Origin of the sequence: Halosolutus amylolyticus, assembly GCF_023566055.1 — an archaeon.
Lineage (GTDB): Archaea > Halobacteriota > Halobacteria > Halobacteriales > Natrialbaceae > Halosolutus > Halosolutus amylolyticus.
This window is the reverse complement of sequence record NZ_JALIQP010000002.1, coordinates 608,320-628,880: the sequence shown is the minus strand read 5'-3', so window position 1 is coordinate 628,880 and position 20,561 is coordinate 608,320. Positions and strand designations below refer to the sequence as shown.

The following is a 20,561-nucleotide window of genomic DNA, read 5'->3' as shown; positions in this document are numbered from 1 at the left end:
GGCAATGAGTGTCAGGCGGTCAGCACTGCCAGCCGTTTTTCGATGTCTTCCCCGACGTAGTCTTCGATATTGTCCATGTACGGTTCGAACTCGTCAGGTTCCGTGCGGAACTTCAACGATTCCAGAATGGCCGTGATGAGCTGTGCTTTCCGGTCGATCAGCTGTTCGTAGGTCCACCACTCGTTGAAGTACTGGACCGTGGGATAGACGTCTCCGAACTGAGTTTCATCCTCTGGCAGCTCCAACCCGAGAAGCTCCTCGAGTTTGTCGGTCGAGACGTTATCGGCGGTCGAGAAGTACTGGTTCACGAGGTTGTCCATGTCCTTACTGTGCCGGAGGTGGTATTCTCGGAGCTTCACCGAGAACAGCCGGTTCTTGATCGGTTTATTGACCTCTTCGTCGAGGAGCATCATGTTCCCTAGGTCGCGGACGAACCGTTCCTCGATTCCCTCGATGATCTGCTCAATCTCATCGTAGCCGGGATCGTTAGAGGAGAGGAGATGGGCATCCCGTGTACGCAGATAATCGATCTGTGTTTCGATCATGTTGCGCTTCCCATTATCGAAGAAGCACTCCAGCCATGCATACGGGTTCTCTTTGCCGGGGAGGAAGTACGAGATGGGGAGGATGTGCTCGATGTGGACCTCGCTTGGATCCTCACTTAATTCGGACTTCGTGATCCCGGTCTGGTTACGTCGCCGGAAATCCTCGTCCGCGATCTTCAGGAACAATTGCTTCGTCTGGTTGTTCCGCCAGTTTTCACTGGTGACGAGAATATCGATAAACGACTCGCCGAAGAGCTGCCGTGCCGAACTGTCGATGTTATCGACCAGTGTTGCACTGATCTGCTCAGTATCGAACTGGTTCCCGGACTGTTCGAGCTCCCGGAACGCTTGGCAGGTTTTCGGATACGTATCATCCACAACGGTCGCCACGAGATCGGAGATCGCGACGCGGAACGTGATGTTCTCGACCGTTTTCAGGATGTCGCGCAGGAACGCATCCTTCCCGGGGGCCTCGGTCACGGCCTGGTAGACGTACATGACGAACGGCCGCCACTGTGTTGTTCCCAGCTTGTTGAGCCGTTGGAGGATAGCTTCGCACTCTTCCCGGTACTCCTTTTTCAGTTCGGTGTCGTCATCGGTCAGGTCCGCGGTCACGATCTCCCGGTACCGGCCAGCGTAGTTTTCCAGTTCCTCGAGGAAGTCGCGGGCCTGCCCGGGGCTTGCCAGCCGTGACTTGATATCACGGCGGCCGATCTGCTTCAACCGGAACGCTTCCAGCATGTTACTGCGGGCATCCGTCACGGTCTCGAACGATTTCTCGGTCGCAGCTAGGTAATGGGCAAGGAAGTCTTCAACGGCGTCTGCATCACCGCCGAACATCTGGACCACGTTCTCCCAGCGGGCGATCTGTTTGTCACTGTCGGACTCGCCCTGGAACCGGCCGACGATCCGGGCCCGGACCTTGTCCATACTGGAGAGCTCAACACCACGGTCGTTCAGCGACTGGAAGACCTCGATCCGGAGTTCCTGGTTATCAGTCTGGAAGATGCACTCGGAGACGCGGAGAGACCGCAGCGTGAAATGGGCGAGGTTGAGCAGGGCCTTGACCTCCTTCTCGGGCGTATCGAACTCCTCCCGGTCAGCGAACGCGGCAACCTTCGCGTCGTAGTATTCGTCGGTTCGTACGAGCCGCCGGTGGGAATCACCAAAGTACCGGAACGACTCCAGCAGATCGGTGTCAGCCAGTTCCTCGTCCTCTTCGTAGACCTCTTCCGGGATACCGACCTCGTCGAAGAGGTCCCGGAGACGGATGGCGTTCTGCTTCCGGCCGTCGTACTGGTCCATCGCCTTCAGGGTCTGAACCTTTTTCTCCGGGTCCTGGAACAGCAGTTCGTAGATGCTGTCGTCGTGGTCGTTGAGTTCCAGGAACGGTGTTTCGGTCGGACCTTTCCGCCGATACAGCAATTCATCAAGGTATTCCTCGCAGATATGCTCGGCGTACGCCTGAAGTTGACCGTCAACCTTCGTCCGCTTGTCTTCGAGGTGGTCCTTGATGTTCTTCAGCAGGATGGAGACCGTGGAGAGGCGTTGTTGGCCGTCAATGATCTCATAGACTTCGCCCTGGGCGGACCGGGCAATATACACAGTGCCGAAGTAGGTGTCCACGGGGAGTTCGCCCGATTTCGGTTTCAGCGTCAGAATTGACAGCAACGTATCCCAGAGTTCCTCGTGCTGTTCTTCTTCCCACGAGAAGTTTCGCTGGTACTCCGGGACTTCGAACCGCTCCCCGTCGGTTACGCGGAGGAGAGACCGGTTCTTCAGCTTGATATCTTGCTCGAGAGAGCGGATGAACTGGGTACTGTCCACGAAGTCTAGATCCTGATAGATCTCCCGGTAATCGGTGGGATCGTAGTCGATGATCCCTGTCCCGTCTGGGTCACCAGGATACAGGAAGACCCGAGTACCGCAAAGTGGTGTTTCGTCTGAGCTTTCCATGTCTCTACACCCGTATCAGCTTCATGTTAATATTGTGGTAGCAGACAGTCCGGTACTCCGGTTTAAGAGGTAGCGGTTACCGTGTTAATCCAGTGAGGTGAGTGGCTGGTGCTCTAGCGCGGCCAACCGGTCAGAGACCGTGATGATGTCCACGGTGTGGCGGTCCTCATGGTGGTAGATGATCTGGTTGTCTTGAAGATCGATTTCCACGTCACCGCCGTGATATCCGTTCCGTTCATATTCTCGTAGGATATCGATGTCGCCGTAGCTCCAGCAGAGAATCGTGTCGGCTGAACCGAGCGGGTAGTCGTCTTCGAAGTGCTCGGTGAGTTCGACGTATACGTGACTGGTTCGTAGCGTATCATCGTCTAGCAGGATAGCCGGGACCTCATGGTCTGCTTTGTATTCTTTCACGGTGATACTGTTGTCCACCTCATTGTTTGAGCGTTCAAGTGCGAGCAGGACCTCCGATCGGTTGGTCGGTTTGAACTGGTCGTTGGTATCAATGGACTCCAGCCGTTCTTCGAGTGACGTTGTCTGGGACTGTGCGCGTCGCCGAAGCTGTGCGCGCTTGCGGGTTTCCAGGTAGTCTTCCTTGAACCAGGGGTCCTCCGCAATCTTCGTCATATAGTGCTTCAGTTCCTGTTTCAACGTTTTGTACAGCGAGCTTGCTTTGTTCCGGACCTTCCCCCGGTTCGCGGCGAGTTCCAGGTCCTGGCAGTTGGCGATAAAGAAGAAGTGGATGAACTCGTTGTCGTGGGTGAGGACTTCGTTGACCTGTTCGACCTTGATATGGTCTTTCGCCAGCCAGACACCGAACTGGACGGAGTGCCGCCCGTACGTGGGAAGTTCGTTGCGGGCGTCTTTCCCTCCGATCATGCCAACGATTTCGACGGTCGATGATCCCTCGTCATGTTCAAATTCGATTTTGCGTGGAGGGTAGTGTTTACACATACGGGTCGCGGGGAATTCGCCGGTTGATGGCTGAAGCTGTTCACGGGGGAATGTGAGCTGATTGGTTGTGGTGAGCTGGTCACGGGTGTCATCGATTTCGTCATCCAGGTCCACCACGACCTCCATCTCCCGCTGGCTATCATCGAAAAAGTGTGCTGTCGATCCGGCGATGGTCTTCCACTTCAGGTAGTGGTGGATCTTGTCGTACGTCAGGGATTGCGGGTCGAATCCTTCACCAGACCGGAAACCACTGATCTGGATCCTAGTACCGGTATTTCCTGGCCGTGTATCTGTCTTTGAGACCTCGTATTCCGGTAATGTCTTCTCATTGAGCTTCTCCCAGGGCCGGTCCATGACCGCGTGGAAGTTTGAACCGTTGTGTGCGGTGTCAACGACGATACGGTCGCTCTTGTAGAAGATTTTTGTTCCGTGGCCTTTGTGGCCGATCGAGTCGGTCTTTCGGGAGTTACCGAGGTCGAAGAAGGACTTGAGGTCGTCCCGGGACATGCCGTGCCCGTCGTCTTCGATGATTATGTCGGAGCCTGCGGCACTGTCGCGGATCGTTATCACGACCTCTGTCGCACCGGCATCGTACGCATTCGATAGTGATTCGCGGATGATCTCGAGGGGGTCCTCGAAATCGCTGGCAATCTCAAGAAACTCCTGTACTTCGTTGACTTCCGGGTGTTGTTTCATTGTTAGAAATATCCTCCGAGCGCTTCGTTGACAACGCGATGCGTCTGTTTGCGGATTGAGTCGTTCCGGCCCACGGTCTCGTCAAGGTAGTCGATAACTGGGTCTGTGCCGTGCTGTTTGATCCGCTGCCGGAGTTCTCGCACCTCCTGTCTGTGGATGATAAGATTGTGCATAGCAACCGGGCCAAGAACATCTTTCTGGTATTCAGTGTTGCCCTGCATCCAGTTGACCAGCTTTGGGTCGGAGCAGACAGCACAGTCACACTGGTTGAAATCAACTGCGTCCAGCGGAATGTGCTTGGTCAAACTCACGGCGTACTTTTGGTTGATCGCGTTCTGGATGTAGGTCGTTGAGTCGAACGTGTCCGCGCCGGCGGCGACGAGGAGCGGGATAGATCCACTGCCAATCCCCAGTACGTGGAGTGGCAGATCGGCAAGCCCGCGTTCCTCCATGATTTCGACGCAGTCCATGACCGCGGTGATCAACGCTGCCTTGTCATCTTTCTTCGGGACAAGGCTTCCGAGGGCGATCCCGTCAAACAGGGTGGAGATATCGATATTCCCGAACTGGGATTGAATGTGGTCGAAGAACCGGTCGAGCATCGAATAGTTATATCCGTGGACGGTCAGGTACCGGGCACCGGGATAGGTCTGGGTAAGACGTGCGAACTCGACCGCATTTTCGGCGGTGCGTTCGGCCTTCTGTTGCCGTTCGTCGAACGTGTCGTTGGGTGCGATCGGCCGATCAAGGTTGACGATGATATCGCCGCCGAGCTGCTTCTGGATGCGGAACGCTTCCCGCTGATCGATCTCTATCTCGAAATCACTCCCGTCAAGCCCATTGTTATGTAAGAATTTGTATCCGCCAGAATCAACGAAGATGAGGCCGTTATAGTCGGAAAACGTTTCTCGGTCTTTGATTCGGTCTGAGGTGTAATCGTTAAACCGTTCTTGGTTGATGCCATAGTCGGTGAGGGAGGCAACGGAGGTCATCGTTCCGCGGAAGTATTTGTCGTACGTTCCGCCACCGATCTCCTCCTTTCCGAGCATGAACTCCTTTATTGTCCTATGAACGCCGCCGCCGAAGACGCTGGATTTCGTTCCACCGCCGTAGAAACTTAGAACGGGGAAAAACGTTGGAGTGTCGAGTGACTGGCCGTTGATGGTGAGGGTCCCGGCACGGGCATCGCCGGCTGTCGCGGTAACCTGGAACGAGGCAGTCTGCTCAGTTTGCTTGAGCTGTGGCATTCCTCACCTCCATCTCAAGCGACGAATAGTTGCCCCGGATGATCTGTTTGAGTGTGTGTCCTTTGTATCCGATGCCATCGCCTTCGATAAACTGGACCGATGCCGGAAGGTCAGACAGATCGCCGATCGCACTCCTGTATGCTGATCCGAGATTGAAGATGACATGGTCATAATCGTTCTCAGCAACTTTTCCTCGCAGTTCCGTTGTAATGTCATCCCGGATTTCAGCTGCTCGATCCGGGTTCATGCGTCGGTCGTAGTAGCTGATTTCGTCAGTTGTATCGATTAATCCGTGTTCGGCCGAGAGAACGCAAATATCGATTTCATCCTGCAGTTCATCATCACGTATCGCTTTCTTGATAATTTTGAAGAAGTATCCCGAGTACAATTCAAGGGCATTAACCGGTTCTCCCGGCCTATTTTTGGACTTTGAGCATGACTGTACCAGCAGTATTGACATGGTTGCTTCTTTCGACCCCGAGACCTTATAGCTTACCACGTTCTCTACCGCGCCGTGCAACAGAAGAATTCAACAAGTACAGGCATCATACCAGGGGTTTCTGAAGTGTATAGATATAGAGTGGTAACCGGAACCGGCTAGTTAATTATATACTCTTATAATTTTGTTTTGGTGATGGGTGTTAGATTTTATCGGACGTCATTCGAACGATTCAAGTGTGGACTGATCTGGGGGAGAGGTTTGGTCGAGCCATTCCATCTGTTCGAACAGCCTCTTTCCCTGGAACGGCCACTGCACCGTGGGTGCTGCTTGGCGAAGTTCGTCACTGATTGGGGCAAAGTAGTCACGGCCAGCGAGGACGACAACTTCGTCAAAGCAACTGAGCTGTGGACCCAAATCGGCCATGACATTTGTCGCCCATTCACTAGTCTGCTCGTCGCTGAGGTCGGCCATCGCAGTATCGTACGGTTCCAAAACAGTGGCCGGATGGACAACCCCGTGTTCAGCAGAAAGGATAAGCCAGGTATCGCATCCTTCGGCCCACTGCCGTTTTTTAGCGAAGTAGGTGGAGGTATAGAGTGACTTCGCTTCCGTCCGCTTATCACGTTTTTCGCTGCCACAGCCTACAAGCGCCAAGGTTTTCGTCATGACCCGGGTTATTGATAGTCGCTGATACTCTTCTGGTTCGTGGTAAACTCAGTATTGTACTTGGTGAGCCGGTGCGTTGCCTGGAGGAGGATTCCGAACTCGAATGCACCTGCGACCGAGTTCCGCATCTGTCCTTCGACCAATCCAAATGGCTGTTTTTGCCAGTGCTTGTCAAGCAGGCCGTCGTTAAGAATAGCCTGTGATGGCCCGCTGTTATCAACGGACTCAATCAGGTCCGGATTGTGGCGGAGGGATTCAACAAGGGCGTCCGAGAGCCCCCAGCCCAGTCCATGGAGGTCCGGCTCACCACCGATTTTGTCCCGGAGGGCCTGAGCTTCACTGATCCGTCGTTTCGGGTTCGCGTTTTTGAGCCCGCCAAGCATGTACTTCTCCTCGAGATGACTGTCGACGACGATTTCCCTGATATCTTGTATGTGATCGACATACGGGGGCTGCAGCGGGATATATGCCGGGGGATGCCGATCCGGGTCGTGGAGGTCGATAAATTCCTGGATGCTTTGGGTCGTTGCCTCTCTATGGTTTGTTGCCCCCGTCAGCTCTTCCAGGTCAAACTTGCGATCATAGAGATGAAATGGTAGGTAGTCTTTGGCAACGACAGCTGTCGCGTCCTTCTGTATCGCCTCCTCAAGGATGTCCTCATTGGTGACCCGTGGATCGGTGATATTAGAATCCAAGATACGGTGCTGACTCCGCCAGAACGATGCCGGAGCACACTCCCCGGCCTTTTGCAATCGATATGGCCAGGGATGCTTAAGAGACGAGGCCGCATAGATCTCCACAGGACATTCATCCAAAATCATCTCCAGGCGTTGAAAGTATCCTAAGACCAGATGAGGATCAAAATGTTCCAAGTCATCAGGATCCGCGTGGAAGTCCTCGACTTCCTCCGCAAATGCGCCAATCTCAGGCCGTTTTCCCATAGCAAGGACTTACTATACCAGTTAGTTAAGCCGTTTGGGTTATGAAGCGAATCGTGTCCATATAAGCGTGAGAGAGATATCACTCAGATCTTACCACTGTATCCGTGTATGAGCGTCTAAATCCAGAAGGTGCCGATCTTGGTGTCAGAGGACGATATAGAGTCTACGTTCAAGGAACTCACAGATACACTCATGCTCATTTTCGTGGATATCGCAGAGCTCGATATTAATGTTCAGTCCCCGGTACGTCACATTCGCCGATCCTTTGATATAGGACTTGGTCCAGTTAGCATTGATAATATCATATCATCTGGCAATAAGTTGAGTGAACTATATGTCTAAGAGATTATAACTAAAGTACTGACAGTATTTCTAGAAAGCACTTTCGAAAATGAATTGAACTAGAGTATCACCCATTACCGAAGTATTCTAGTCGTCTCAGATCCTATAGAAGACTGTGGTAATTGTAGTACCACAGTAGAAAACCATGAGTGCCGAGGCCATCGATTTACACGTCACCCAAACCTGACTGGGGCGGACGTCAGTGACCCGCTACTGAAATCGGGACACACCACCGAAATCACGAGCGATAGTACAGCACCCCGTATCAGAGCGCCCAGGTAGCACGTCAACTGCGGACCCGATCGAAAGAGTAAAATCTAGTTGTTGTCGCTCCGGGGCGGTACGCCGTAGTCGATGTGGACTTCTGGTGTACTGGGTGAGTCCGGTGCGGGGACGCCGTTCCAGTCGACGACGTGAACGTTCGCCATCTGGCCGGAGAACCGGAACCGCATCACGCCGGTATCGACCGCCCCCTCTGCGGAGTGGTCCGTGACGACGGTTGCCTCCTCGATCGGGTCGGCACCGACGAGTTCGATGTCGCCGTCGACGGTAATTTCGTAGTTCGATGGCACGCCTCGGCCAACGATCGTCACGAGATTTGGCAGCGTTTCGGTAGTATCTGCGGGCATACTTTGCTAACGCTATTCCGCCGGTATAAGCTTTCTTTTCCACGAAAACATCGGAGTCGGTGAACGTTCGATACGGACGAATGCGACTCGGCTTACATCTCCACGTAGTGGTTCTCCCACTCCCGCCGCTCGTGGATCTCTTCTTCTCCGGCGTCGGTGATGGCGTAGTAGTTCGTCCGCCGGTCGATTTGCCCTTTTTCGACGAGTTCGTTGTTGACGAGGGTATCGAGATTCGGATACAGTCGGCCGTGGTTGATTTCGGCGCTGTAGTATTGCTCGACTTCCTCCTTGACGTCTTGGCCGGACGGCCGGTCAGCACCTGCAATCACGTACAGCAAGTCTCGCTGGAAACCAGTGAGGTCGTTCATCTCACAGGAGTCTTCACCAAAGCTGTATTTGATTTCTTTTCCGAACTGAGTTGTACGTGTATACCGCGTGAAAATCTTCGTCCGGTGATTGTCGAGTTCGATGGTATCGGTCCTGACTGGCCAGACTCCTGAATTTCTGTAGTTGTGGTGTCACACATGCCCGATATCGGACGTCTCGTCCATCACACTCGACGGCAAGTCGCGCGCTTCGAGTGCGGGCCCGTAACTCACGCTCGGTCCACGGCGGTTATAGTAGCCGCTGAAAGTCACTGCACACCCGATCGCAGGACGGCTTTGCGATCAGTGTGTCACTTGTTTCAGTGGCTACTATCGTATCGGGAGCGTCATCCCGAGAGCGAAGCGCAGGGTGCCCACACGATTCGATCGATAGAATACGATGTCGGCCCGGTCAGTCGACGTCGAGGCCGGTCTCGAACGGGAAAGCCTATATGGGACCGATCGACAGCGGGTCATGTAATGAACGAGAATCGGACGATCGCCGATATTCTCGAGCGGGTACGAGAGTCGCGTCGGCGCAAGCGCTGTCCGCACTGTGACGGTGCCGTTTCGATCCGTGGATTCAGGGGCGAGTACCGCTGGGAGTGTTTGAACTGCGATGCGATCGGGATCGGATTCACGTCCCGGTCGGACGCTCTGCAGGGCGTCCAGAAACAGCGCCGATAACCGCTGGCGTGGACACAGGTCGTCGATCGCGTAGACTCCACGGCGTCGCCGTCGAACGACTCGTCGTACCGGATCGGCCTCGCTACGCGTCCGGGAGTTGCCTCGAACCCGAGCGAGACACCGGTCTCGAAATGTGGACCGGACGGCCAACGGTTGCGCCGTCGTCCCGTCAACGTGTGTGGTAGTCACCGTGTCCTGGAGGTGGAACGTGGGTTTATATCCGTATCAGTGGGACAGCAACGCGGGTTCATGCCTATCGAAAACCTTGCTCGAAGCGACGTCGTAACGGCACCCGAAGACGAGTCCGTGGAGGAACTCGCGACGCGGATGGACGAATCCCACGTCGGCAGTATCGTGATCACTGACGGCGACGAACCGATCGGAATCGTCACCGACCGCGACCTCGCGATGCGCGTGATCGGTGACGGGATGGATCCGTCGGAGGCGACGGCGAGCGACGTCATGTCCGAGGATCTGGCGACCGTCGACCACACCGCCGGGTTCTACCGGGCGACTGAACTGATGAGCGAACACGGCGTCCGTCGACTCCCGGTCTGCGACGACAGCGGCGAACTGGTCGGGATCATCACGTTCGACGATCTCAACGAACTCCTCGCCGACGAACACATGCAGTTCTCGGACGTCATCCAGGCCCAGCGACCGGAGTACTGACGACTTCGTACCGTCGGCGCTGGCCGACTCTCCGTCGAGTTCGTCCGGCGTGGACGAGTCGTGTTCCGGACCGAGTCCGGGTCGTGGCACGATCGAGGCGACTCACGTCGACGGTTCGACGTTCTGGTTCACGTGGAAGACGTTGTGGGGATCGTACCGCGCCTTGACCTCCCGCAGGCGATCGTAGTTGTCGCCGTAGGTCGCCCGAATCCGGTCGTCGCCCTCCTCCATCATGAAATTGACGTACGCCGCACCGACCGAGTGCGGGTGGACTGCCTCCCAGTACTCACGGGTCCACTCGGTGAGCAGGTCGCGCTTGTCGGGGTCCCGATCGACCCCAAAGATGACCATCGACCAGGTGACGTCGCGATAGCTCCAGGCGGTTTCGTTTGCGTCCACGTCGTGGACGGCCCCGTCGATGGGGTAGAGGTGCATCCCCGATTGTGGCGTCGGCACCTCGGCGAAGCGCTCGTGCTCGGCGATCGCCTCGTCGGACAGGTCCTCGAAGAAGTCACCCTTCCAGTACCACTGATCGCCAGGCGGGTAGAGATCGTCGAACAGGCCCTGGAGCGTCGGATAGGGCATCGATTCGACGTGTTCGAACAGCGGGTCGGCGACGTCTCGCGCCGACTGGATCGCGGCCTCGGACTCCGCTTCGGTCCCCAGGTGGCACCAGACGAGGCCGCAGACCTTCTCGCCGTGGATTTCCTCCGGGAAGGGATCGCCCGGAACCTCGGCGACGACGTAGGCGGCATACGTGTCCTCCGGGGCCTCCGGCAGCCACTCGCGGTACCAGCGCATCGTCTCTTCGAGGTCTTCGATCGGCCAGAACAGCGGTCCGGCGACGACCGTCTCGACCGGATGTAACTGGAACTCGAACGAGGTGACGACGCCGAAGTTGCCGCCGCCGCCCCGAAGCGCCCAGAACAGGTCCGGATTCTCGTCTTCGCTCGCGTGGACCAGTCGGCCGTCGGCCAGCACGACGTCCGCGCTCAGCAGGTTGTCGATCGTCAGCCCGTACTTGCGGGACAGGTAGCCGTGCCCTCCCCCGAGGGTCAGGCCGCCGACGCCGGTCGTGGAGACGACGCCGCTGACCGTGGCCAGGCCGAAGGCGTGGGTCGCGTGATCGACGTCGCCCCAGGTACACCCGGCTTCGACTCGTACGGTCTGTGCGTCGGGATCGACCTGAATCCCCGTCATCTCGGACAGGTCGACGACCAGTCCGTCGTCCACCAGCGCGAGCCCCGGGCCGTTGTGACCGCCGCTCCGGATCGCGATCTCGAGGTCGTGCTCGCGGGCGGCGGTCACGGCCTCGATCACGTCCGCGACGTCGGTACAGCGGGCGATCAGCCCCGGCCGCTTGTCGATCATCGCGTTGTAGATCGCACGTGCGTCGTCGTACTCCGGATCGTCGGGTTCGATCAGGTCACCCCGGAACTCGTCCTGTAATCGGTCGACGGTTGCCTCGATACTGTCTCCTACGTAGGTTGCCATACGGTATCACCTTTCACAGGTGGAAACAGCAGGAACGATCATGTAGGTATCCGGTGGGACTCGTCCGGCCGGTGACCGGTTTGCAGACGGTGACCGGCAATCACGGCCTGCAATCGAGCGTCCTGTCCGGGACGCGGCTCGGCGCGTCGATCGTCTCGGCCATCCGGACACACGTCGCCCCGACGCCGAAGCCCCGGGCACCGGTCTCGCGGCTGAGAGATACCGGATTCGATCGCCGCGGGCGAGAGAAACCGGGGGCAGCAACGAGGCCCACCCGATCGACGGACGCCCAAAAGCCGGCGATCAGGTCGATCCGGACTCCTCGCCAGTTTCCGCCGTCCGGGGATCGGATTCGCCCCCCGGGTAGGCGAGGACGGCGCCGACCACGAACACGATCGTCGCGAGGTAGATGGGGCCGAGGTGTGTCACCCAGTCGTGGGCGAAGAGGTCGGCGTAGTGCATCGGGAGGGCGATCGCCAGGCCAACTACGGCGCTGACGATCGCCGTCGCCCACGCCCACAGGTGCCCGCCGCGGACGCCGTACCACGAGAGCGCCGTAATGGCGATCCCGGTGGCGATGATAAACGCCGCCGTCGCGACGTGCAGGTGGTTGATGTAGTGCATGATCGCCGGATCGATCGCGTCGAGTTCCGCCGGTGTCACCCCGTTCAGGGTTGCGACGCCGAGTTCGAACCCGCTCCCGAAGAACGTCCTGACGAGAAAGACGACGCCGTAGCCGACGAAGGCGACGCCCGCGAACGCCATCAGGAGCGAACCGATCCGCGTTCCGCGATCGAGTTCGTGCGCGGTTCGATGCCGATCAGCCGTCGCTTGATCGAGACTCATCGATCCTGTCCTCCGTGTTCGACCTCGACCGTCTTCACGTGCTGAGCTTCGATTTCGTCGAGGCTAACGTCCTCTCCGTGCTGTTCTTTGACGTGCTCCTGTGTGATTTCCAGCAGTCGATCCCTGTCGTCCTCCTCGGTACGCACGAGAAAGACACAGCCCGAAATTTCCGTGTCACATGCTACCTGGAGCGCCGTCGTGCTGTCTTCCGATTGCAGGTCGTTTGTCATGGATACGCCTCCCGGCACTGATCGCTACGAGTCGAAGGAACGTGTACGCATCTCGTGAATTCTGAGCAATCGCTGATGCACGTGCACCTGTTGCGCGGTGCTCAGCGGGTGCAAGCGATCGAACTGGTTGCGACTGGGTCGCCCGCTCGCCCGAATTCTGCGCCAGCCGTCGGATCCGGAGCCGGCGCCCCTCTCGACGGCGCAAGCGAGCCGTCTTCTGGCCTGGTCACGGCGGCCCCACGGCGGAACCCGTGACGTCAGTCGCGGAGGACTGAGTCTACGGGATCGATCGCCCAGTGGTACCGACCGCGCCGACACGCCCGTCCGTCCTCCCTACTCCGGAAACAGTTCCTCCTCCCGATCGATCGACGCCATCCGCGCCCGGTCGTCGGCGTCCAGGTCGAGGTCGGCGGCGGCCAGGTTCGACTCCAGGTGTGCGCGTGAGGAGGCTTTCGGGACCGTGACGACGCCGTCGGTGCCGGCGAGCCAGGCGATCGCGACCGATTCGGGCGTGGCGTCGTGTTTGTCGGCGACCGCCTGCACGGCAGGGACGTCCCCGACGCGACCGCCAGCCAGCGGCGAGTACGCGACCAGCGGGTAGCCGTTCGACCGGGCGTCTGCGAGGACCGCGTCCCGCGCGAACAGCGGATGGCGTTCGACCTGGTGGGCCGCCACGGGCGCGTCGAGGTGGTCCCGGGCGGTCGCGACCTGGTCGACCGTGAAGTTCGAGAGCCCGATCGACGAGACGAGACCGTCCTCGACGAGCGCGTCGAGGGCCGGCAGCGTTGTCGAGGGCTCGTACGAGCCACGTGGCCGGTGGACGTACAGGAGGTCCAGCCGATCGAGGCCGAGTCGATCGAGGCTCTCCTCCGTGGCCGGTCGAACGCGCTCGGGGTCGAGGTCGTCGACCCAGAGTTTCGTCGCGACGGTCACGTCCTCACGAGGGACGTCGCTCGCTGCCAGCCCCGCCCCGACGACGCGTTCGTTCTCGTAGATCCTGGCCGTGTCGAGGTGCCGGTAGCCGACGTCGAGAGCCGTCTCGATCACGTTGGACTCTTCGATTCCCATGGTCCCGAGTCCGATCGGCGGGAGGTGCATACCGGTCGTCGGGCGGTCACAGTGATAAGCCCCGTCGTTCGGCCAGCCCGACTCGAGGCTCTCGCTGACCCCGACTCGTTTCTGTGGCGCCGCCGTCTTCGATTCTGACCTGTCGGGCACGCAACCTGGGAAACCGTTATGTCCCTTGGTACCGTAGCACATAGTGTAGCGGGCGAAGCCACGAGGAGACACCGAACGATTCGGTTCGACGTCGTCGAACCGGATGCGAGGGACAACCAACGCTCCGGTCACGCGGAACCGAGGTCTCCCTCGACGGAGACGACCGCGGTCCACGATCGATCCACGTCGTGGATCGGTGTCACGGCCCAGTAGCGACCGCACGCAAGTGTGGTCGTGAACGACACCAGGGCTTGACGACTGCGGAACGTGCTCTCGTTCGGCTCCAGATCGTGGTTTCGTCCGGTTGTTTTATCACCCCGAACCGACGGCATCCGGGCCGGATCTGCTACTTCCGTTCCCGCGCGGTCACCGCCCGAATGCCACGCGCTTCTTGTGGCTCGGCACCGTCGCTCGAGGTATGCGCGTCGCAGTCGCCGGTACGTTCGGGCCGATTCACGACGGTCACCGCCTGTTGTTCGAACACGCGCTCCGGTTCGGCGAGGACGGCGTGGTCGTTGGCCTGACGAGCGATACACTCGCGAACGCGTCCCGATCGCGCTCCGTCCCAGCGTACGAGGCCCGTGAGCGATCGGTCTCCGCGGCGTTCGCGGCGATCGACGAGTGGGACCGTGACGTGACGATCAGGACGCTCACGGATCCCCACGATATCGTGACGGACGATCCGTCGATCGACGCGCTGGTCGTCTCGCCCGAGACTGCGGACGAACTCGTGGCGATAAACGAGGAGCGCAGGGATCGCGGCTTCGACCCGCTTACGGGGATCGTGGCCCCGTACGTGCTCGCCGACGACGGCGAGCGCATCTCTTCGACTCGGATCGTCGAGGGCGAGATCGACGAACACGGTACTGTGCTCGAGTGACCCGAACGCCCGGTGTCAGACTCCAACACTTTTCATCTCGGGGGCCGTAGTCGATGGTATGGTTCCCGAGCCTTCCGATTCCGATTTCGGCGCCCCTCCGATCGACGATCACCAGCGGACCGACGACGGGTTCGGTACCGTCCTCAACGGTCTGATCGGCGGCCTCGCCGGCGTGATCCTCTCGTTCGTCCCGCTCGTCTCGACGATCGCTGGCGGCGCGATCGCCGGCTATCTCGAGGGTGGCGAGACGAACGATGGGCTGACGGTGGGAGCGATCGCCGGACTGGTGATGGTCGTCCCGTACTCGGCGTTCGCCTTCGTCGTGTTCTTCATGCTTCTCGGCGTTGGACCGGCCGGGTTCGGCGTGATTGCTATCTTCGCGTTACTGTTCGTTGCGGCGCTCACGGTCGGCTTGAGCGTTCTCGGCGGCGTTCTCGGCGTGGCTCTCGCGGAGAACCGGTGAGGCGTCGCGGACGTCGCGCCGCGATCGATTACCAGTCGAACTCCTCGTGGAGTCGCCGTCCCGCCTCGTTCAGCACGGGCCCGACGACCTCGGTGACGCCCTCGAGGACGGCGGCCGATCGGACCGGCGTCTCCCGACCGGTGAACGCCTCGATCTCGTCGCCCCCGACGCTGTAGACGACGCGCCCGAGTCCGGCGTACCGGAGGCCGCCGGCACACATCGGACACGGCTCGGTGCTGGTGTACATCGCAGTCTCCGTCCGCGCTGTGGGATCGAGTTTCCGACGGGCGCGGTAGGCGAGGTGGAGTTCCGGGTGTCGGCGAACGTCGTCCTCGGTCAGGACGCGGTTCGAGGCCTCCATGACGATTTCGTCGTCGCGAACGAGGACGGAGCCGAACGGCCGATCGCCCCGGTCGACGGCCGATCGAGCGAGTTCGATCGCCCGGCGCATGTGCGATTCGTGATCGAAGCTATCGAACTGTGCCGTGGTCATGTTCGATGGTCTCTCCGAACTGGCAAGAAACTGCGGTCCGTAAGGGGGCGGTGCTCGAAATCCGAGGCGGATACGTCCCGATCGACTGTACCGCTCGGCTCTGAATGCCCGAGTCGCTCCGGCACGGCCAGCCAAAACTGACCAAATGATTATGGCACATTATCGCATAATAGGTATATTATATATTTACCGATTAGATTTATATTTCTGTTCCGGGTCCTTCCACACACGATGTCCGTGAACACGACGAACTGGTCCGATCCCGGTACCTGCCCGTTCTGTGGCGACGAACTGTCTAGCCCCGGCGTTGGATTCATCGACCACATCGACGAGAACGCGACCTGCGAAACCAGTTTCGACCAGTGGCGGGGCAATCTCGCCGGCGACCTCGCCGGCGAGTGGGGCGGGTGACGATCGGACTCACGTGCGGGATACCCCGTTCGCGACGTGTCTCGACACCTCGCTCGTGAGCGATGTGTCTGCGTTTTCGTTCGCCTCCGTGGCCGGCGATCGGGACCCATCGAATGCTCGCCCTGTTATATACCCGTAGCACGTGCCACATGCAGGTATATGAGTACGGGACTGTTCCCACGAGGTGGAGGAACCTGTAATGCCAACCGGTACGGTCGCGTTTTTCAACGACACAGGCGGCTACGGCTTCATCGAAACGGACGAGATCGACGACGACGTCTTCTTCCACATGGAAGACGTCGGCGGCCCCGACCTCGAAGAAGGGCAGGAAGTCGAGTTCGAGATCGAACAGGCGGACAAGGGGCCACGGGCGACCAACCTCGAGCGCCTCTAGCGGCGATTCGACGGCGGCCCGCCGGCCGTTCGGTCGAAAGCGGGATCGCCCGGACGATGCGACGACCAGCGCGGCGGACTGGCGGTCGGCGATCGAAACGAGTACCCGCATCGATCCCCGCAGCGGAGAACGGACCGGGGATTCCGACGATCCGGTAGCTGAGCGGCCCGGCTGCCATCCTCGACCAGGAGCGCGTCGATGACGACCCAGCAGCACTCACCACTACATGACGCAGGATGCAGACGACGTTCGACGCCGATGGGCGGATCGCTCGCGGGCCTACTCGCCAGCGTACTACGCGTACTACGGGCCCGACGAGCGAAGCGAACGGCTCCGGGCCCTGCTCGACGATCGCGTCGATCGAACCGCCGCCGTGCTGGAACTCGGCTGTAGCTCGGGCCGGCACCTCGCACACCTCGCCGACCACGGGTACGCGAATCTCGCGGGGATCGACGTCAACGACGACGCGTTCGACGTGATGGAACGGACCTATCCCGACCTCGCGGCGACGGGAACCTTTCACCACGGATCGATCGAGTCCGTCGTTCCCTCGTTCGACGACGACCAGTTCGACGTCGTCTACTCGGTCGAGACGCTCCAGCACCTGCATCCGTCCTGTGACTGGCTGGTAGACGACCTGGAGCGGGTGACTGCCGAGTTGCTCGTCACTGCCGAGATCGAACCGGCCGACCCCGACGACGATCGGACCCGTCCAGCCGACGAAATTCACGAGACGACCGTCGACGGGCTCGCCCTGTACAAACGCCGCTGGGATCACGTCCTCTCCGGCTCGGGGTTCGTCGAAACCCGTTCGATCGATCTCGATCGGGTCACGTTCAGGGCGTTTCGGCCCACCGATCGGTGAGGCGGTCCCGATTCACGACTCTCGATCCGCGTACGCGACCAGTCGGACCAGCGATCGATCGGGATCCTCGGCGTAGTACCGGACGGACAGGTCCGCGCAGGCGTCGAGCAATTCGTTCGGTTCGAACCGGTACTGGTTGCCGGACCTGCCCGCCGCGTTCGACTGCAGGTGGTGTTCGTAGACCAGCGCACCGCCGGGCGCGAGGGCAGTCTTGACGGCGCCCAGCCGATCGCGGGCGTCGAAGAACCGGATCGTCACGACGTCGTAGACCGATTCGGGAAAACAGTAGCTGTCGACGTCGGCGAGGATCCAGTCGATCGATCCCGGCCGGCCGTCGGATTCCGATCGGTCGGCCCGGCGCTCGCGGGCCCGGTCGAGCATGGCCCGCGAAACGTCGACGGCGTGGACGTCCCAGCCACGGTCGGCGAGCAGGCTCGCAACGTGGCCCTCACCGGTCGCGAGGTCGAGTGCGCGCCCCTCCGGCAAGTCGTCGACGATCGCTTCCGCGAGCGGGGTCCCGACTTCCGGTCCCAGCGCGGGTCGTCGGCCGTCGTCGGTCCACGCGCCGTTCTCGCCAGGCATCACTAGCACACCTACCCGAACGAACATCAGTTTAGCCGTCTCTCCGCAACGCCGGTGTCGATCGCTCCCGGGAGACGGTACTGTCCCGACGACCCTGATTTGATATCTCGGTATACGATTTATCACCTCCGAGTTCAGTCAGTACCGATGTGACACCAGGACACAGAATTCGGGTGCGAACAGCGCTCTTCGACCTGCGATCGGACGTTCTGCTCCCGGGCCCGATCGCTCGTCCGCCACAGCGGAATCCATCCACTGCCATCGGGTAGAACTCGCCGGCCGGACCACTAAACCGCTCGCGGTGATACGTGGGGGAGCCATGGCACTACTCGGCGGAAACGGCGGTCCGAGCGGCGTCGACGTCGCCGGGCCCACGGATGCACAGTCGATCGTGTTCGTTCACGGCGCGATGTTCACGCGAACGATGTGGCTCCCACAGCAACGCGCGCTCGCCGACAGCTATCACGTCGTTGCGCCCGATCTACCGGGCCACGGCGTTTATGGCGACGAGTCGTTCGGGATGGAGCCCGCGATCGAACGGCTCCGACGGGTGATCGACGCGGAGACCGAGGGGAGTGCCGTCCTCGTCGGACTCTCGCTCGGCGGGTACGTGGCGACGGAGTACGCCCACCGGAACCCTGACGACGTGGACGCACTGGTGCTGTCCGGCAGTAGCGCGAACCCGGTTCGCGGGATGGAACTGCTGACCCGGGCGACCGGCGGAGTCGCCAGGCTGCTCACGAAACCCGACGTCGGCAAACGCGCGGTCGAACGCCTCGCGACGCGATGGGTTCGCAACCGCGATCTCCAGCCGGACGTCGAGGAGGCGATCATCGAATCCGGCTTCTACCCGAAGCAGTTCGGTGACGCGGGGCCGCACGTCGCCGGACGGGACTTTCGGGAGGCGCTCTCGACGTATCCCGGCTCGACGCTGATCCTGAACGGCGAACACGACCGACTCATGCGCCGCGGCGAGCGCGACCACGCGGCGGCCGCACGGGACGGTCGCATCGAGGTCCTCGCGGGCGTCGGCCACATCTGCAATCTCCACCGTCCGGAGACGTACACCTCGCGGGTCCGGAAGTTCGTGCAACGCCGGGTTCCCCAGCAGTGAGCGGGGTCCGGGCAGGTCCGATCGGCTCGTCGCCACGGCGACGTGGTGGTCCCGACGTTGCTGATCGTCGGCGGCGAGCGCGATCGGTCGCCGACCACGCCGCGGACCGATTCACGACGCACCTCGGCGGGTAGATCGCTCCGCGAGCCACGTTCGTCGACGCGAACGCATTTGTGGGCGACGAGTACTGTTACTGTCATGGAGAAGACAGTGTTCAGGCGAGAGGACCGGGGAGACGACGCGGTCGCAGCGACAGCCGTCAGGACGCGACACGGGGATCACGATCGGGTGCAACTGGACGGCGTCGTCGGCCCGGGTGACACCCCGCGGGAGCAAGCCGACAGGGTCCTGTCCTTCGCCGATCGGTTCCTCCGCGAGTACTGTGACGGGCGGCTCGCGGACGTCACGATGATCCGTCACTACGTCCGCGAGGACCTGCTTCCCGAGGCCGAAACCGAAATCGGGGCTGCCTGTCGGTCCCACTTCGACCCGCCGGAGTTGCCGACGACGGTGATGGTCGGCGTGAGCGACGTGGTCGGCGGGGATCGCGCGGTGAAAATCGAGATGGAGGCGACGATCCCCCACGACCGCGCCGAGACGACGGTCGTCGAACTGCCGCCGTCGCCGGGGTACGTCACCAGCGAAGACCAACCCGATTGACCGGCCCCGAGCGACGGACTCCACCGACGTTCGCGACGTCACACGATCGCGTCCCGATCGTGGGCCGTCAGGACGAGCGGCTCCGGATCGAGCGTGTAGTAGCCCTCCCAGGCCGGCGCGAGGCTCACGACGCGGACCCCCGCGATCGTCGCCTCGCGGTGCTGGTGGTGGTGGCCGACCAGGCAGAGCTCCGGCGAGAGGGTTTCGAGCAGGTCGCTCACGTGTTCGCAACCGGGGTCGTAGCCGTACCAGAGCAGGCCGGTCGGTGCCTCGTGGGTGAGGAGGACGTCGACGTCGGACAGCGAGGCCGCGCGATCGACGTCCTCGTGAGTGAAGTGTCGCCGCCGATCGCCCGAGAGGGCGGCCCGCGGCTCGTCGTACTTCGTCGGGGCGTAGTTGCCCGAGAGGCCGGCCACGCGGAGCCCGTCGATCGTGGCCGCCGTACTCGCGAGGAGGTGGGCGTTTCGCGTTCCGTCGGGCTCGTCGCCCGCCCGGAGCGTGTCGATCACGTCGAAGTCCTCGTTGTTGCCCGCGACGAACCACGTCGGTGCCGGGAGCCGGTAGTACTCGAGGTCGCCGACCTGCAGGGCGCAGTCGGGGTCGAGCCTGCGGTAGTACGCGAGCAGCGCCTCGCACCGATCGGGATCGGACGCGTGGGCGTCGCCGAGGACGAGCATGCTGCTCATCGATTCGCGGCCGAGACGGAAACACCCCCTGCTGACACGTGCGCGTTCGACCGATCGCGGCCCGATTCAGTGCGTGCAGATTC

General features: G+C 60.6%; 24 protein-coding genes. 9 read left to right on the top strand and 15 right to left on the bottom strand.

What is annotated here, in order from left to right:
- Positions 1–11: 11 nt before the first annotated feature.
- From MUN73_RS09560 to MUN73_RS09525, 8 genes are all read right to left on the bottom strand, one after another.
- Positions 12–2,501 carry a DUF262 domain-containing protein gene (locus MUN73_RS09560; protein WP_250140233.1) on the bottom strand — a complete coding sequence of 830 codons (2,490 nt, stop codon included), beginning with the start codon at positions 2,499–2,501 and terminating at the stop codon, positions 12–14.
- 84 nt (positions 2,502–2,585) lie between these two features.
- Positions 2,586–4,151 (bottom strand): ATP-binding protein, encoded by a 1,566-nt coding sequence (locus MUN73_RS09555; RefSeq protein ID WP_250140232.1) that lies wholly within the window; start codon positions 4,149–4,151, stop codon positions 2,586–2,588.
- A gap of 2 nt (positions 4,152–4,153) precedes the next feature.
- The gene (locus MUN73_RS09550) at positions 4,154–5,398 is read right to left on the bottom strand and encodes a tRNA-guanine transglycosylase (protein ID WP_250140231.1); all 1,245 of its coding nucleotides are present in this window, start codon (positions 5,396–5,398) and stop codon (positions 4,154–4,156) included.
- Positions 5,376–5,858, bottom strand: coding sequence for a DUF6884 domain-containing protein (locus MUN73_RS09545; RefSeq protein WP_250140230.1), 483 nt, complete (start codon positions 5,856–5,858; stop codon positions 5,376–5,378). Before MUN73_RS09545 ends, MUN73_RS09550 begins: the two co-directional genes overlap by 23 nt.
- A 198-nt stretch (positions 5,859–6,056) precedes the next feature.
- A complete protein-coding gene (locus tag MUN73_RS09540; RefSeq protein ID WP_250140229.1) occupies positions 6,057–6,506 on the bottom strand; it encodes a DUF6884 domain-containing protein in 450 nt (149 codons plus the stop codon).
- A gap of 8 nt (positions 6,507–6,514) precedes the next feature.
- The gene (locus tag MUN73_RS09535; RefSeq protein ID WP_250140228.1) at positions 6,515–7,447 is read right to left on the bottom strand and encodes a hypothetical protein; all 933 of its coding nucleotides are present in this window, start codon (positions 7,445–7,447) and stop codon (positions 6,515–6,517) included.
- A 659-nt stretch (positions 7,448–8,106) separates the two neighbouring features.
- Positions 8,107–8,418 carry a hypothetical protein gene (locus MUN73_RS09530; protein ID WP_250140227.1) on the bottom strand — a complete coding sequence of 104 codons (312 nt, stop codon included), beginning with the start codon at positions 8,416–8,418 and terminating at the stop codon, positions 8,107–8,109.
- Positions 8,419–8,510: 92 nt separating this feature from the next.
- Positions 8,511–8,786 carry a PadR family transcriptional regulator gene (locus MUN73_RS09525; RefSeq protein ID WP_250140226.1) on the bottom strand — a complete coding sequence of 92 codons (276 nt, stop codon included), beginning with the start codon at positions 8,784–8,786 and terminating at the stop codon, positions 8,511–8,513.
- Between the two features lie 477 nt (positions 8,787–9,263).
- On the opposite strand from MUN73_RS09525, the gene MUN73_RS09520 reads away from it, so the two are divergent.
- Both MUN73_RS09520 and MUN73_RS09515 read left to right on the top strand, forming a co-directional pair.
- Entirely contained in the window at positions 9,264–9,470 is a 207-nt protein-coding gene (locus tag MUN73_RS09520; RefSeq protein ID WP_250140225.1) for a hypothetical protein, read from the top strand.
- A 249-nt stretch (positions 9,471–9,719) separates the two neighbouring features.
- Positions 9,720–10,142, top strand: coding sequence for a CBS domain-containing protein (locus MUN73_RS09515; RefSeq protein ID WP_250140224.1), 423 nt, complete (start codon positions 9,720–9,722; stop codon positions 10,140–10,142).
- A 102-nt stretch (positions 10,143–10,244) separates the two neighbouring features.
- On the opposite strand, the gene MUN73_RS09510 is transcribed toward MUN73_RS09515, so the two are convergent.
- The 4 genes from MUN73_RS09510 to MUN73_RS09495 form a co-directional block, all read right to left on the bottom strand.
- Positions 10,245–11,636 carry an FAD-binding oxidoreductase gene (locus tag MUN73_RS09510; protein WP_250140223.1) on the bottom strand — a complete coding sequence of 464 codons (1,392 nt, stop codon included), beginning with the start codon at positions 11,634–11,636 and terminating at the stop codon, positions 10,245–10,247.
- 303 nt (positions 11,637–11,939) lie between these two features.
- Positions 11,940–12,482: a hypothetical protein gene (locus tag MUN73_RS09505; protein ID WP_250140222.1), complete on the bottom strand. Its 543-nt coding sequence runs from the start codon at positions 12,480–12,482 to the stop codon at positions 11,940–11,942.
- A complete protein-coding gene (locus tag MUN73_RS09500) occupies positions 12,479–12,712 on the bottom strand; it encodes a hypothetical protein (protein WP_250140221.1) in 234 nt (77 codons plus the stop codon). Before MUN73_RS09500 ends, MUN73_RS09505 begins: the two co-directional genes overlap by 4 nt.
- Before the next feature lie 333 nt (positions 12,713–13,045).
- A complete protein-coding gene (locus MUN73_RS09495; protein ID WP_250140220.1) occupies positions 13,046–13,810 on the bottom strand; it encodes an aldo/keto reductase in 765 nt (254 codons plus the stop codon).
- Positions 13,811–14,348: 538 nt separating this feature from the next.
- On the opposite strand from MUN73_RS09495, the gene MUN73_RS09490 reads away from it, so the two are divergent.
- Both MUN73_RS09490 and MUN73_RS09485 read left to right on the top strand, forming a co-directional pair.
- On the top strand, positions 14,349–14,810 hold the full coding sequence (locus tag MUN73_RS09490; RefSeq protein ID WP_250140219.1) for a phosphopantetheine adenylyltransferase: 462 nt from the start codon (positions 14,349–14,351) through the stop codon (positions 14,808–14,810).
- Between the two features lie 58 nt (positions 14,811–14,868).
- Complete coding sequence (locus MUN73_RS09485) at positions 14,869–15,273, top strand: DUF5518 domain-containing protein (RefSeq protein WP_250140218.1); 405 nt, start codon at positions 14,869–14,871, stop codon at positions 15,271–15,273.
- Between the two features lie 28 nt (positions 15,274–15,301).
- On the opposite strand, the gene MUN73_RS09480 is transcribed toward MUN73_RS09485, so the two are convergent.
- Positions 15,302–15,766 carry a nucleoside deaminase gene (locus MUN73_RS09480; RefSeq protein WP_250140217.1) on the bottom strand — a complete coding sequence of 155 codons (465 nt, stop codon included), beginning with the start codon at positions 15,764–15,766 and terminating at the stop codon, positions 15,302–15,304.
- A 231-nt stretch (positions 15,767–15,997) separates the two neighbouring features.
- Between MUN73_RS09480 and MUN73_RS09475 the strand changes: the two genes are divergently transcribed.
- The 3 genes from MUN73_RS09475 to MUN73_RS09465 all read left to right on the top strand — a co-directional run bounded on the left by MUN73_RS09475 (position 15,998) and on the right by MUN73_RS09465 (position 17,436).
- Positions 15,998–16,177 carry a DUF7501 family protein gene (locus tag MUN73_RS09475; RefSeq protein WP_250140216.1) on the top strand — a complete coding sequence of 60 codons (180 nt, stop codon included), beginning with the start codon at positions 15,998–16,000 and terminating at the stop codon, positions 16,175–16,177.
- 199 nt (positions 16,178–16,376) lie between these two features.
- Positions 16,377–16,571: a cold-shock protein gene (locus tag MUN73_RS09470; RefSeq protein ID WP_250140215.1), complete on the top strand. Its 195-nt coding sequence runs from the start codon at positions 16,377–16,379 to the stop codon at positions 16,569–16,571.
- A gap of 226 nt (positions 16,572–16,797) precedes the next feature.
- Positions 16,798–17,436 carry a class I SAM-dependent methyltransferase gene (locus MUN73_RS09465; protein ID WP_250140214.1) on the top strand — a complete coding sequence of 213 codons (639 nt, stop codon included), beginning with the start codon at positions 16,798–16,800 and terminating at the stop codon, positions 17,434–17,436.
- A gap of 12 nt (positions 17,437–17,448) precedes the next feature.
- Here the strand turns inward: MUN73_RS09465 and MUN73_RS09460 are convergent, their stop codons facing one another.
- Positions 17,449–18,018, bottom strand: coding sequence for a class I SAM-dependent methyltransferase (locus tag MUN73_RS09460; protein ID WP_250140213.1), 570 nt, complete (start codon positions 18,016–18,018; stop codon positions 17,449–17,451).
- 319 nt (positions 18,019–18,337) lie between these two features.
- On the opposite strand from MUN73_RS09460, the gene MUN73_RS09455 reads away from it, so the two are divergent.
- Both MUN73_RS09455 and MUN73_RS09450 read left to right on the top strand, forming a co-directional pair.
- Positions 18,338–19,132, top strand: coding sequence for an alpha/beta fold hydrolase (locus tag MUN73_RS09455; protein ID WP_250140212.1), 795 nt, complete (start codon positions 18,338–18,340; stop codon positions 19,130–19,132).
- Positions 19,133–19,330: 198 nt separating this feature from the next.
- Positions 19,331–19,792, top strand: coding sequence for a RidA family protein (locus MUN73_RS09450; protein WP_250140211.1), 462 nt, complete (start codon positions 19,331–19,333; stop codon positions 19,790–19,792).
- 38 nt (positions 19,793–19,830) lie between these two features.
- Here MUN73_RS09450 and MUN73_RS09445 read toward each other — a convergent pair whose 3' ends face one another.
- A complete protein-coding gene (locus MUN73_RS09445) occupies positions 19,831–20,469 on the bottom strand; it encodes a metallophosphoesterase family protein (RefSeq protein ID WP_250140822.1) in 639 nt (212 codons plus the stop codon).
- Positions 20,470–20,561: the final 92 nt, after the last annotated feature.